This is a genomic window from Aquimarina sp. KJ22-3, from assembly GCF_055808215.1.
In genome coordinates this window covers 3,172,501-3,186,606 of record NZ_CM147859.1, presented here as the reverse complement: position 1 = coordinate 3,186,606, position 14,106 = coordinate 3,172,501, and the positions used below count along the sequence as shown (strand labels likewise).

Annotated in this window: 9 protein-coding genes, 2 tRNA genes and 1 rRNA gene (1 of these 12 only partly in view); 6 read left to right on the top strand and 6 right to left on the bottom strand. The window is 36.4% G+C overall.

Features of this window, described 5'->3' with window-relative positions; genetic code table 11:
* Positions 1-460: 460 nt before the first annotated feature.
* Entirely contained in the window at positions 461-2,749 is a 2,289-nt protein-coding gene (locus AC0L3Q_RS14765) for a GAF domain-containing protein (RefSeq protein WP_473280457.1), read from the top strand.
* Positions 2,750-2,763: 14 nt separating this feature from the next.
* Here AC0L3Q_RS14765 and AC0L3Q_RS14760 read toward each other — a convergent pair whose 3' ends face one another.
* Both AC0L3Q_RS14760 and AC0L3Q_RS14755 read right to left on the bottom strand, forming a co-directional pair.
* The gene (locus tag AC0L3Q_RS14760) at positions 2,764-3,210 is read right to left on the bottom strand and encodes a Pycsar system effector family protein (protein ID WP_473286947.1); all 447 of its coding nucleotides are present in this window, start codon (positions 3,208-3,210) and stop codon (positions 2,764-2,766) included.
* A gap of 94 nt (positions 3,211-3,304) precedes the next feature.
* Positions 3,305-3,943 (bottom strand): HD domain-containing protein, encoded by a 639-nt coding sequence (locus tag AC0L3Q_RS14755; protein ID WP_473280454.1) that lies wholly within the window; start codon positions 3,941-3,943, stop codon positions 3,305-3,307.
* Between the two features lie 217 nt (positions 3,944-4,160).
* Between AC0L3Q_RS14755 and AC0L3Q_RS14750 the strand changes: the two genes are divergently transcribed.
* On the top strand, positions 4,161-7,703 hold the full coding sequence (locus tag AC0L3Q_RS14750) for a metallophosphoesterase (RefSeq protein ID WP_473280451.1): 3,543 nt from the start codon (positions 4,161-4,163) through the stop codon (positions 7,701-7,703).
* A gap of 4 nt (positions 7,704-7,707) precedes the next feature.
* Here AC0L3Q_RS14750 and AC0L3Q_RS14745 read toward each other — a convergent pair whose 3' ends face one another.
* From AC0L3Q_RS14745 to AC0L3Q_RS14730, 4 genes are all read right to left on the bottom strand, one after another.
* Positions 7,708-8,586, bottom strand: a complete 879-nt coding sequence (locus AC0L3Q_RS14745; RefSeq protein ID WP_473280448.1) for a hypothetical protein — start codon at positions 8,584-8,586, stop codon at positions 7,708-7,710.
* Positions 8,564-9,010, bottom strand: a complete 447-nt coding sequence (locus AC0L3Q_RS14740; RefSeq protein WP_073321934.1) for a Dps family protein — start codon at positions 9,008-9,010, stop codon at positions 8,564-8,566. The genes AC0L3Q_RS14745 and AC0L3Q_RS14740 overlap by 23 nt, the downstream gene beginning before the upstream one ends.
* Positions 9,011-9,103: 93 nt before the next feature.
* The gene (locus tag AC0L3Q_RS14735; RefSeq protein WP_473280444.1) at positions 9,104-9,658 is read right to left on the bottom strand and encodes an NUDIX hydrolase; all 555 of its coding nucleotides are present in this window, start codon (positions 9,656-9,658) and stop codon (positions 9,104-9,106) included.
* A gap of 69 nt (positions 9,659-9,727) precedes the next feature.
* Positions 9,728-10,822 carry a M42 family metallopeptidase gene (locus AC0L3Q_RS14730; protein ID WP_073321937.1) on the bottom strand — a complete coding sequence of 365 codons (1,095 nt, stop codon included), beginning with the start codon at positions 10,820-10,822 and terminating at the stop codon, positions 9,728-9,730.
* Positions 10,823-10,937: 115 nt separating this feature from the next.
* Between AC0L3Q_RS14730 and AC0L3Q_RS14725 the strand changes: the two genes are divergently transcribed.
* The 4 genes from AC0L3Q_RS14725 to AC0L3Q_RS14710 form a co-directional block, all read left to right on the top strand.
* The gene (locus tag AC0L3Q_RS14725) at positions 10,938-11,654 is read left to right on the top strand and encodes a DUF4294 domain-containing protein (protein ID WP_473280442.1); all 717 of its coding nucleotides are present in this window, start codon (positions 10,938-10,940) and stop codon (positions 11,652-11,654) included.
* A 627-nt stretch (positions 11,655-12,281) separates the two neighbouring features.
* Positions 12,282-13,807: ribosomal RNA gene (locus AC0L3Q_RS14720) — 16S ribosomal RNA — on the top strand.
* Positions 13,808-13,932: 125 nt separating this feature from the next.
* Positions 13,933-14,006, top strand: a tRNA-Ile gene (locus AC0L3Q_RS14715).
* 89 nt (positions 14,007-14,095) lie between these two features.
* Positions 14,096-14,106: transfer RNA gene (locus AC0L3Q_RS14710), tRNA-Ala, on the top strand (it continues 63 nt past the right edge of the window).

Here is a 14,106-nt window from a genome sequence, read left to right as displayed (position 1 = left end):
TAAACACCAAAAATTAACTTTTTGATATAAAAACATATAGTGTTTTTTACCTTTTTTTGGCAAAAAAATGGGGTTTTGGTGTAACAAAATGGCTACTAAACGAGTCTAATGGGTAACCCCATTATAATTTTGAACTATAATCAACAATAAATTAAAATCTGGAAATTGAGTCCAAGTTTTACAACTATGATCGTCTTAATAAAAATTGGAAACGTTTAAATATACCCGAAAATAGGTATTATTAGGGTGTTTTTGTTTTTTGGTGTTTGATATAGTAAAGAAGCATAACTTTAAGGATAGAATAATTTTAATTAATTGTTAATATCTGTTTAGTGAGCTAAGTTTGTAGTATTTTTGTTAAAAATATCGTAATTGATGAATTATGAGGGTGTTAGAGCAGGATTTTCCTTTAGACATATGGATTAGCTTTTCGAAATTTTTTGAACAATACCGAAATTTTTTGAATAGCGACAGCGTACTCCTTAGGGAGAGGGCTTCTCATATCCTGAAGTTAGCAGAAGCGTATCCTGAATTAGATGAGGGGATTAAGGAAGAAGAAAAGGTGTTGGAACTGCTTCCGCAGATCGATATGATCCTTGAGGATTCGTTTGCGCAGGTGCTTCAACAAAATGAAATCAAAATCGCAACTATTCCTTTTCATAATACCGTGCTTAAATCTACTAAGCGCTTTCAAAATATTATAGCAACTGCAGGAGAAGATTTTGAACCTCAAATTAAGAATTTGGATGAGGATCACTATTACATCATGGGATGTAGCATTATTCTTAACAATTATTACGGATATAAAATCGATTTCAGAAGACCGTTCTTTTATGATATTCCTGATGCGTTAGGCATCATGAGACATTATAGAATCATGTATAACGGGGATTTTATTGAAATCATCAAAACTGATAAAGCCAAAGAAATCACCGATGCCGATGTGGCCGAATTGTTGGATAACTTCGATAATATCGAAATTTGGAAAGAGAAGTTTCCACCAAGTAGTTGGGTTTTTAAAGGAATCGTAATTGCGAACATGTTTGATGTTACCACCGATGTTTCTTTATCTGATTTCAAAACGAGCTTAATCAAATACGATAAAACTCAGGGTGATTTTGTTGGAAGTTTTCAGGATATTTTCAGATCTATCTTTAACCTGAAAGAAATCAAAGTTGGTTTTTCTAATTATAATCATGAGGACGAAGTTTTTGAACGTGTACCTTTCAAAAATATAGATAGTTATGTGTTGTACGATAAGTTTTCGGACAGTTGTCAGTCGGCTTTATGCAAAGGTACCTATTACTATATGTTCGAAAAGTCTACCTATTTCGCCATTTCGGATGTAAAGAAATTTCAGCAGTCTACTCCCAAAGAGAAGATGTATAAGAATCTGGTAGCACAAGGAATTAATAGTGCTATTATTGCTCCGATCAAAAGCGAAGGCAAATTACTAGGGATTTTGGAAATCGTATCTCCAAACGTACACGAGCTAAATAGTATCAACGCCAATAAATTACAGGATGTGATGCCATATCTGGTAGATTCTGTATTGAGATCAAAATCGAAAGCTGAGAATGAATTGGAGTTGGTGATTCAGCAAGAATGTACGTCGATCCATCCTAGTGTACACTGGAAATTTAGACAAGAAGCAAAACGTTTTATGCGTGCGATTGTAGAAGAAAATCCAGTTTCATTTAGAGAGGTAGTCTTTGAAGATGTGTATCCTTTGTATGGTCAAATTGATATCAAAGGTTCTTCTGATGCTCGTAATCATGCAATACAAAAGGATTTAGTATTGCAATTAAGAGGAATCTCCAAAGTAATCAATAGGGTAATAGAAATGGATCCGTTACCTATCTATGAGCAGTTAAAATATAGAGCAAATAGCTATATCAGTGTTGTTCAAGAACAGTTACAGGTAGACAGTGAACAAACTATTATCAACTTTATTAAGAAAGAAATAACTCCGTTATTCAAGCATTTGAAAAAGAAAAATACGGATTTATCGGATCTTATAGATGAGTATGATAATCTGTTGGATAGAAGCTTAAAAACGGTATACAAACATCGTAAAGCTTATGATGAATCTGTGATGTTGATCAACAAAAAGATGGCATCCTTGTTAGATCAGAAGCAAGATGAAGCTCAAGGAATGTATCCTCATTATTTTGAACGATTTAAATCGGATGGGGTAGAGCATAATATGTATATTGGTGAGTCTATCACCAAACAAAAGAGTTTTAATAAGATCTATCTCTATAATTTAAGACTTTGGCAGTTGCAGGTAATGTGCGAAATGGAAAATGCTTATTATCAAATGCAAAAAGATCTTCCGGTTGCGCTAGATGTAGCTTCTATGGTTCTTGTCTTTAATACGTCTTTATCTGTAAGATTTAGAATGGATGAAAAACGATTTGATGTAGATGGCACCTACAATGCGCGTTATGAAGTGGTGAAAAAACGAGTGGATAAATCCAAAATCAAAGGGACAGATCGACGTGTTACCGAAAAAGGGAAGCTAGTTGTTATCTATTCGCAAAAAACAGACGAGAGGGAATATATTAAATACATCAACTTTTTACAATCTAAAAACTATCTGGAAGATGAGATTGAAATTGTAGAGTTAGACGATCTTCAAGGAGTTACAGGTTTAAAAGCATTGCGAGTTAATATTCTATATCATAAAAAAGAAAATGATAAAGAGTATTACACCTACGAAGATTTAATGAAGGAAATCAGCAAATAAAAAATCTTTTCGTTTTACTGAAGGGTGTTGAATGCGATAAAGAAGCTCAATACCGAGGTTACGATTCCTATGATAAATACGGTATACGTTACCCGAAGTATTTTGTATTTTCGGTGTAATACTTTACCTAAAAAGTACAAATCCTTGATCATGGTGTCATAGATGTAGTCCTTATCTTCCATAAGTTGATGCATTGCGTTTTTGTAATCGGTCAATGGCATCTTATGGAAATTACCAAAGAATAACAGGTTCACTTTCTTTTCCTCAATTTCTTTTTGAGTAAACTCTCCGCTAGTAATATTAGGTCGTGTAGCAAGAACAGAAAGAACAATCGAAACGATACTAAAAAACAAGAAAATTAAGGTTGGGTAAATCAGATATTGATTAGAAGGGTTGTCTAATTTTGGAATAAGGTTAGATAACGCCAACGATATGATAATAGCGTTCACCGAAAGCAGAATATTGGCCTTGGTATCTGCAATATCACTAAGTTTAAGATGGTTTCTAAGCGTTACCCTGAATGCGGTCTGTATCCCTTTTTCCGGGCTTTCTTCTTTAAGAAGCTTCTTTAGTTTGTCTTTTTCTTTTTTTCTGCTTTCTTAGGCGTTCCTGTTCTGTTAGCATTTTAGCTAGATTAGCCTCTTTTCTGGGTTTCCAGTGTTCTTTGGCATAGTCTGTATAATAATGATGTTTGTTTTGAAATAGCTCAATATTGGCTTTTAACCATTCCGAAGAACTAAGGTTTTTTACATTATTTAACTTAAATTCTCTACGTAACAACTCACTGGTTTCTCCGTAATAGTCTTTAGCAAAATGGGAAGCATCTGCGTCTCTTATGATTTCCTCCATAAAATTAGTAGGATGATGTTCCATTTTTGTAGCCAAAATTTGCTCAGATACTTTTTGGATAATGTCTTGAGATACATTTTGTTGACTTAAAAAAGACTTGGCAATGGTAACACTGTGTTCTTCATGATTATCTGTGCTTTTAGAATATCCGGTATCATGCAACAAAGCAGTTAATAACAAAACTTCTTGATCTTCCTTCGGTAAATTGGTGTTATCAAGGATTTCTTTTGTACTTTTAAATACTCTTTTGGTATGATCATAATTATGATATATGCAAGAATTCGGAAGTTCTTTTTCAAAAAGTTCCAAAACGAATTTATCTGTTTTTTCTAAAAGAGAAGACATATATGTAGATTTTCGATCACCAAAATAATTAAAAAAAAGAGATTGTACTCCAAACAATGAATAAATATACTAAGATTCTCATTATTTATACCGTTGCGTTATTTAGTTCTTGTGCAACATATTCTCCTCAGTATAAAGTCGAAAATTTTTCAAAAAAATACCTCAAAAATCTCTGGAAAAGAGATTTTACCTTATAGGCGATGCGGGGAATGCTCAATTGGGTGAAACTACTCAGGGTTTAGCCCTTCTCGAAAAAGTATTGGATACTACGGAAACCAAGGATGATTTCTTACTCTTTCTGGGTGACAATATTTACCAAAAAGGAATGCCCAAAAAGGGAGAAGAGGATAGAGAAGAGGCGGAACATAAGATGAATGTGCAAATAGATGTGGTCAAAGAATTTCAAGGCAAGTCTATTATCATACCAGGAAATCACGATTGGTATAATAAAGGAGTAGAAGGATTAAGAAGGCAAGAAAAATATGTGATTGATCAACTCAACAATGATAAAACTTTCTTGCCAAATCAAGGCTGTCCTCTAGAAAGCATAAAGATTAGTGATGATGTACATCTTCTAATTATAGATACGCAATGGTACTTGGCAAATTGGGATAAAAACCCAACCATCAACGACGATTGTGAAATTAAAACCAGAGAGAAGTTTTTTACAGAACTAGAAGGGGAATTTAAAAAGCACAACGAAAAGACAATTGTAGTTGCCATGCATCATCCTATGTACACCAATGGACCGCACGGAGGGAAATTTAGTTTTGATAAGCATATTTTTCCTTCCAAAAAGAAAATACCTCTGCCAGGTCTGGCGTCTTTGGTCGCAATGATGAGATCACAAGGAGGAGTTTCTCCACAAGATGCTTCAAACGAATTGTACAATAAATTTATGCGTAGATTGGCTACAATGGCCAAAGGATTAGATAAAGTAGTTTTTGTTTCTGGACATGAACATTCACTACAGTATTTAGAAGGGGAGGGCTTAAAGCAAATTGTATCAGGTTCTGGCTCCAAAGTGTCAGCAGCTGCGCTAGGAAAAGATGGTTTGTTTTCTTACCCAGGTCAAGGATTCGCAATTTTGGATGTTTTTACAGATGGTTCCTCTAATGTTCGTTTCTATGGCGGAGAAAAAGAAAAACCAGAATTGGTGTTTCAAACTGATGTATTTGAAAAAGACCAAGAATATGATACTAGTGATTTGAATACTTCTTTTCCTCAAGAAAAGACCGCTTCGATATATAATAAGGAAGAAGTAAAGAAATCAAAATTCTATAAATCATTTTGGGGAGATCACTATCGTTATGTGTTTGGTACTGATATAAAAGTTCCTGTAGCAACTTTAGATACATTAATGGGAGGTTTCCGTATCGACCGACAAGGAGGAGGACAGCAAACTAGATCTCTTAGATTAATAGATAAAGAAGGTAAGCAATATAGCTTAAGAGCACTGCGAAAAAGTGTGACTCAGTTTTTACAAAAAGGAGCTTTTAGAAACACTTACCTAGACGATGGTTTTGAAGACACATATACCGTAGATGTACTGGCCGACTTTTTTACTTCAAGTTATCCGTATGCCTTTTTGGCGGTAGATGATTTGGCAGAGGCTGTAGGAGTTTATCATACAAATCCAGAAGTATATTATATTCCTAAACACCCTGCTTTGGGTAAGTATAATGAAAGTTTTGGCGATGAATTGTACTTTTTGGAAGAGCGTCCAGGAAAAGAGTTTAAAGATGTAGCTTCCTTTGGAAATCCAGATGATATCGAGAGTACTGATGATATGTTGAAGAAACTCAGAAAAGATGAAAAGTACACTTTGGATGAAGAAAGTTATATCAGAGCCCGACTTTTTGATATGATTTTGGGAGATTGGGATAGGCATCCCGATCAATGGAGATGGGCCGAGTTTGACACTGAAAACGGAAAGATATACAGACCGATACCTAGAGATAGAGATCAGGTGTTCTGTAATTATGATGGCCTCATTTTAGGATTGGTCAAATTTGTGTCACCATTATCAAGAAAATTTCAATCTTATGACGAGGAACTTAAAAAGGTAAGATGGATCAATTTATCTGGCTTGCGATTAGACCGAGCGTTAATTCAAAAGTCAGATGAGAAGATTTGGATCGATCAGGCAAATCATATCAAAACCATGCTTACCGATGAAGCCATCGAAAAAGCATTTGAAGATATTCCTTCAGAATTACAAGATGAAACGATTCAAAACATAAAACGATTTTTAAAGAGTCGTAGAGATAGTATAGAAGATATTGCTACTCGCTATCATGAGTATCTTACTAAGCATGCAATTATTACTGGAACAGATAAAGACGATTATTTCGAAATTACAAGAAAAAATAAGGCGACTACCATAAAGGTTTCAAGAATCAAAAAGGGTGAAATTGAACCTCCGTATTTAGAGAATACATTCAGTTCTAAAGAAACCAAAGAAATCTGGATTTATGGATTAGATGATGATGATCAGTTTGTGGTCAATGGAAAAGGGAGTAACCCTATAAAAATTAGAATTGTTGGAGGGCAAAATAATGATCAATATACTATAGAGAATGGCAGAAAGATCAAAGTGTATGATCATCGATCAAAACCAAATACCGTTAATAAAAAAGGCGGAGCTCGAATACGATTGACGGATATTTATAATTACAACATTTACGATTACAATAAGGTGCGTAATGCCAACAATACAATAACACCTCTTGTTGGATTTAACCCAGATGATGGATTGAGCGTAAGTATTTCGGACATATATACCGTTAATGGTTTTAAAAATAATCCGTACCATAGTAAACATCGTTTACATGCAGGGTATTATTTTGCTACTGAAGGTTATGATATTACCTATTCTGGAGAGTTTATGAACGCCATTGGGAATTGGAATATTTTGATCAATGGAGTATATACCAGCGAAAATTTTGCACAGAACTTTTTTGGCTTCGGAAACAATACTCCCAACTTTGATGATGATCTTGGTTTGGATTTTAATCGTGTCAAGACTAGTATATGGTCCTTTGGTTTAGGAATGTCTAGACGAAATAATTACGGAAGTCGTTTTGCGATTAATGCGAACTACACGGGGATAGAAGTGCAGGATACTCCGGGAAGATTTATTACTTCAGGATTAGGATTTATCATTGGAGATCCAGACTTTTTTGAACGTAAGTTTTTTGCAAATCTTGATCTTCATTATACCTATGAGAGTTATGATAATAAAGTTAATCCTACCCGAGGGATGAAGTTTGATCTACAAACTGGAACAACTACCAATGTAGAAGATACCGATCTTACTTTTGGATATATAAATACCAATCTCGGTTTTTATAGTGCCATCTCTCGAAATAGAAAATTGGTGCTTAAAACAGATGTGCTCGCACAGGTCAATATCGGAGATGATTTTGAGTTTTATCAAGGGGCAACTTTGGGAGGAACCAAAGGGTTACGAGGGTTTCGAGAAGAACGTTTTACAGGAGAAAGCGCACTGGCATTTAGTGGAGATCTACGATACAGTTTTGATCGCTTTAAAACAGGGCTATTGCCATTACAGATTGGAATTTTCGGAGGATATGATATCGGAAGAGTCTGGTTAGATGGTGAGGATTCTGACCGATGGCATGATTCTTTTGGTGGAGGATTTTGGGTGAATGCCGTAGATGCAGTAGGAGGGCAGCTGGGATTGTTCAACAGTGATGATGGACTCCGATTTACTTTTGGTTTCGGATTAGATTTTTAAGACACTACTGGCTTAAAAGGTATTCGTAAAGCGAGGCTTTGTGATGCTTGGTTTTTTCGTTGGTGATATAGAGTGTAGAATCATTTTTAAAACACACCCCTTCCTTTTGGGAATAGTGATTTAATTTTATCTTTTGAATCGATCCTCCAAACAAGTCATCTCCCTTAAAGTCTGAAAGTACAAACAGTTTATTGTAGGTGAGTAAAACAATGGTATCTCCACTTCGGTTTACAGTAGCTCCTGTAACAAAACAATCGGCATTGTCTTTACACGTGCGGTAAGTACCTATAAGTTTAGCTACATGTTTTCCTGGCGATGCAGGAAGCTTATATAATTTGGTAGTTCCTTCAAATTTAGAACTTCTATTTTTTGTAAAAAGATAAAGGTGATTGTTGAGATGAATAAAAGCCTCAATGTCATAATTGAAATTCTTCTTTTTGGGAGGGAATTTCTTTTGATCTTCCAGAGAGAACCAAATTTTTTCAACAGAAATGTTCTTATCTAATACACCTGCAACCCGATAGATTACAAGGTCTTTACGATTGTTGTTATTGTTGCCAAAATCTCCTATGTAGATATTATTTTGGGTATCGTAGGCAAGATCTTCCCAGTCTACATTTTGGGTGTCAGGAAGTTTAATTTTATCCAAAATAGTTCCTTTTTCGTCTAATCGATATAAGATGTTTTTGTTACCAGAATCATTGATAACATAAAGATGATCCTTGCCCAAACTGGTAATACCCGAAACTTCATGAACAGTATTGGATAGGGTATTGATTTTTATTAAATCCGTAGATGTATTGTTCTGGCAACTCATGGTGCAAGTTGCCAGAACAATAAGATAAAATGCGAATAGTATTTTAGTTTCTTTGATTCCAGGCATTGAGCATCCAACTTGATTTTTCAAGGTCTCCGATATAGGTTCCGGTAATGTCCAACGTTCCGTCATCTTTACTGTTTTCTGCAGCAGCAGTTACTTCTTTAAGTTGTTGTAACAATACTTGATAATCTGCCAATACAGCTGATACCATTTCCTGGTCAACAAGATTTGTATTTGACTCCTTAATGTTTGAGGTGTCAAGGTAGTCGGTAAAGTTGCTTATAGGCTTACCTCGTAGGGTTAAAATTCGTTCTGCAATCTCATCAATTTTCAGTTTAGCATCTTCATAAAGTTCTTCAAATTTTTGGTGAAGTTCAAAGAAATGAGGGCCTGTGATATTCCAATGAAAGTTTCTCAGTTTTTGATAATGCATATGATAATCGGCTAGTAGCTTGTTGAGCGCACTAATTGTATTTGAATTTTCCATAGTTTTTGTCTATTAATTTTTTAAAATCAATACAAAATTATTATAGTTTAACTGCTTATCTCAAATTTATAATAGTTAATAGTGATAATAAGATTATCCAATTCGATTTGTGATTTCTTTAAGAATTAAGTCCAGATACTCAGAATCGTGCGGTACGTATCCTTGATTTTGTAATGGTCTTTTTCTGATTTCTTCAAATTCCTCAATTCCTAATAATTGTATGTCCGAAACTTCTTCTTTTTGTAATGTAAGTTGAGTAATAGGTGTTTTCAATTCAGATACATAAATATGATGAAATTCATTATCAATAATTCCAGGAGCGGGTCTCTTTTGAGAGGGGTAGATTTTCAAAAAATCCAATTCGTGATCCATGATTGATAACCCTATTTCTTCCTGTATTTCACGAATAGCAGATGTTTTTGGATCTTCTCCAGCGCTAATATGCCCAGCCACAGAAATATCCCAAAGACCGGGATAGGTGTCTTTATTTCCCGCTCGTTTTTGAAACAACAATTCTTTGTGTTGCGTGTAAAACCAAATATGGACACTCGCATGATATAGACCTAATCGATGTGCTTCAGATTTAAGCCGTACATCTTCTGTAGCTTCACCATGCTCATTTAATATGTCGATCAGTTCGTCAGCCATTATATTTGCATTAAAACAAAAAAGGGCATTTGCAGTCAAACACCCTTTTATCTTTAGGTTATATGCTTATTATTTTCCAAAATAACTAAAGGTTTCTCCTGCTTTTATATTCAAAAGACTTTCATAGATCAACTTTATTACATTTTCTACATCATTTTTATGTACCATCTCTACCGTAGTATGCATATATCGCAATGGCAAGGAAATTAACGCTGAAGCTACACCTCCGTTACTATACGCAAAAGCATCTGTGTCTGTTCCAGTCATTCTACTAGAAGCCATTCGTTGAAATGGGATTTTTTTGTCTTCAGCGGTTTGGATTAATAATTCTCTAAGTCGGTTTTGTACCGCTGGAGCATACGAGATTACAGGACCATCACCAATTTTGGTTTCCCCTTGAGTCTTTTTCTCAATCATTGGGGTAGTGGTGTCATGACAAACATCGGTCACAATAGCTACATCTGGTTGTATAGTATGAGTAATCATTTCTGCACCGCGCAATCCAATTTCTTCCTGCACCGAGTTAGTGATATAAAGTCCAAAAGGAAGTTTCTTTTTGTTTTCTTTTAAGAGTCGAGCTACTTCAGCAATCATAAAACCTCCCATGCGATTGTCTAGTGCACGACAAACAAATTTGTCTTTATTAAGGATAAAAAACTCGTCGGGATAGGTGATTACACATCCAACATGTACTCCCAATTTTAGTACTTCTTCTTTTGTAGAGCAACCGACATCAATGCAAATATTGTCTAATTTTGGTGGTTCTTCTTTTGCTCTGTTTCTTGTGTGTATCGCCGGCCATCCAAATACACCTTTTACAATCCCTTTTTTGGTGTGTATGTTAACTCTTTTTGAAGTAGCAATTTGATGATCACTTCCTCCATTTCTAATGACATAGATTAATCCGTTGTCGGTAATGTAATTCACATACCATGAAATCTCGTCAGCATGACCTTCGATGACTACTTTGTATTTTGCTTTCGGATTGATAACACCTACAGCAGTTCCATAAGTATCCGTGATGAAATCATCTACATAAGGTTTTAGATAGTCCATCCATATCTTTTGTCCTTCCCATTCATATCCCGTCGGAGCAGGATTGTTCAGGTATTTTTCAAGAAAAGTCAATGACTTTTTGTTTAATATGCTGCTTTTTTTAGCCATAGTAATGTATAATCTAATTTAGTTTTCACGAATTTAATAATATTCACATATATTTTACGCTATAGAATATGTTAATTACTAATTTTGGAATAATTTTGGAAGACCTAAATTTACTATGTTAAGACATTTGTGCGTTATATGGATGGTTTGTACCACTAGTATGCTCTTTTCTCAGGAGAAGGGAAAGACGCCTATTGATTCTACCAAAATTGATTCTACCCGATACGTACAGTACTATATTATTGAAGGTGATACCATTCCTCATGAAGCTATAGATCTGGATGAAGTAGTAATTCTTGGCCGGTTAAAGTTTAAAGATAATCTGTCCAGAAGAAAGTATTTGATTTTACGACGTAAAACCAGAAAAGTATATCCGTATGCAAAGTTGGCGGCAGATCGACTAACAACACTCAATGAGCGATTAGAATCAATTGATTCCAAAAGAGCGCGTAAAAAATATGTAAAAAGACTTCAGAAATATATGGAGGAGGAGTTTACCAAAGAATTAAAAAAACTCACGCGTACAGAAGGTCAGATTTTGGTAAAGTTGGTTAATCGACAAACAGGTAAGACTATGTTTGAGTTGATCAAAGAATACCGAAGTGGTTGGAGAGCCTTTTGGTATAATAATACAGCCCGCCTTTTTGATATATCCCTCAAAGAAGTCTATGACCCTATAAATGTGGAAGAAGACTATTGGATCGAGGATATTTTACAGCGAAGTTTTCAAGCTAATGTACTAAAGGAGCAAAAAACAGCGCTGGATTTTAGTTTTTATGATTTGAGGAATAAATGGTCTGATCCCGGCGATAGTAAGACTGCAAAACAATAATCTAAGAAAGTAGTTTACAATTCTTACACTTTGAGTTTTTAAGAAGTTTGAAAATTCTAAAAAAATACATCTCCGTTTTCATAAATTTTATTATCTTCGCTTTCTATCTTTTTTAAAATCAGCCTTTTCGAAATTTCTTTAAAAAAATCTTCAAAAAATTCATTGTTGATTAAGAAAGTATGCTTAGGTTTGCAGCCGCTAAACGGGGAAGAGATTTGGGATAGTGATTGTGTTTAGTTTAGTTCATTGACAGCTTCGAAAAAAAACTTTTTAAAAATATTTCAAAAAAGTTTTGGTGGATAAAAAAGGGGTTGTATATTTGCACCCGCTTTGAGAGAGAGAAGCGAAGTTCATAAGAGAAATTACAATGGTTTAGGGTTGGTTTTGGCTAGCTAAAAATAGGGTTCGATTCCCTTAGTAATGACGAAGTTTTAGGATGCTATTAATAGTGGCATTTGAATCTAAAGAAGTTCATAGACATATTGATTGACAGCGCGTACGATTTTTGGTTTTATTACTGAGAATCGAAGCAAATAAATTAAATCGAAAGACTAGAATCATCTATTGAGATAAGAACCGATTAATTCTGTGTTGTATTGTTTTTAGATAGATAATATTTAAGAATAAACGATGAAGAGTTTGATCCTGGCTCAGGATGAACGCTAGCGGCAGGCTTAACACATGCAAGTCGAGGGGTAACAGGAGATTGCTTGCAATCTTGCTGACGACCGGCGCACGGGTGCGTAACGCGTATAGAACCTACCTTATATTGGGGGATAGCCCAGAGAAATTTGGATTAATACCCCATAGTATGCTGAATTGGCATCAGTTTAGTATTAAAGATTTATCGATATAAGATGGCTATGCGTTCTATTAGCTAGTTGGTAAGGTAACGGCTCACCAAGGCGACGATAGATAGGGGTCCTGAGAGGGAGATCCCCCACACTGGTACTGAGACACGGACCAGACTCCTACGGGAGGCAGCAGTGAGGAATATTGGACAATGGAGGCAACTCTGATCCAGCCATGCCGCGTGCAGGAAGACTGCCCTATGGGTTGTAAACTGCTTTTATAGAGGAAGAAACCGCTCTACGTGTAGAGCTCTGACGGTACTCTACGAATAAGGATCGGCTAACTCCGTGCCAGCAGCCGCGGTAATACGGAGGATCCAAGCGTTATCCGGAATCATTGGGTTTAAAGGGTCCGTAGGCGGGCTTATAAGTCAGTGGTGAAAGTTTGCGGCTCAACCGTAAAATTGCCATTGATACTGTAGGTCTTGAATCATTGTGAAGTGGTTAGAATGTGTAGTGTAGCGGTGAAATGCATAGATATTACACAGAATACCGATTGCGAAGGCAGATCACTAACAATTGATTGACGCTCAGGGACGAAAGCGTGGGTAGCGAACAGGATTAGATACCCTGGTAGTCCACGCCGTAAACGATGGTTACTAGCTGTTTGGACTTCGGTCTGAGTGGCTAAGCGAAAGTGATAAGTAACCCACCTGGGGAGTACGTTCGCAAGAATGAAACTCAAAGGAATTGACGGGGGCCCGCACAAGCGGTGGAGCATGTGGTTTAATTCGATGATACGCGAGGAACCTTACCAGGGCTTAAATGTAGTCTGACAGCTTTAGAGATAGAGTTTTCTTCGGACAGATTACAAGGTGCTGCATGGTTGTCGTCAGCTCGTGCCGTGAGGTGTCAGGTTAAGTCCTATAACGAGCGCAACCCCTGTTGTTAGTTGCCAGCGAGTAATGTCGGGAACTCTAGCAAGACTGCCGGTGCAAACCGCGAGGAAGGTGGGGATGACGTCAAATCATCACGGCCCTTACGTCCTGGGCCACACACGTGCTACAATGGCCGGTACAGAGAGCAGCCACTTAGTGATAAGGAGCGAATCTATAAAGCCGGTCACAGTTCGGATCGGAGTCTGCAACTCGACTCCGTGAAGCTGGAATCGCTAGTAATCGCATATCAGCCATGATGCGGTGAATACGTTCCCGGGCCTTGTACACACCGCCCGTCAAGCCATGGAAGCTGGGGGTACCTGAAGTCCGTCACCGCAAGGAGCGGCCTAGGGTAAAACTAGTAACTGGGGCTAAGTCGTAACAAGGTAGCCGTACCGGAAGGTGCGGCTGGAACACCTCCTTTCTAGAGAATTTAGAAATGGTACGACTCAGAAGGTTTTTATTCAAGGAGTTGATTTTAGTTTTTCGGCTGTCAATTAAATATTAAGGGATCGATTGTTTTATTAGGCAATTGATTTTTACTAACGAAGTCTCATAGCTCAGCTGGTTAGAGCGCTACACTGATAATGTAGAGGTCGGCAGTTCGAGTCTGCCTGAGACTACGAAATAAGTTCATTTTATATTGAATAAGGAAATTTTAGAAGTTGTGCTACTGTCAACTAATATTTGGCTACGGTCAACTTTATAAGACGGGGAATTAGC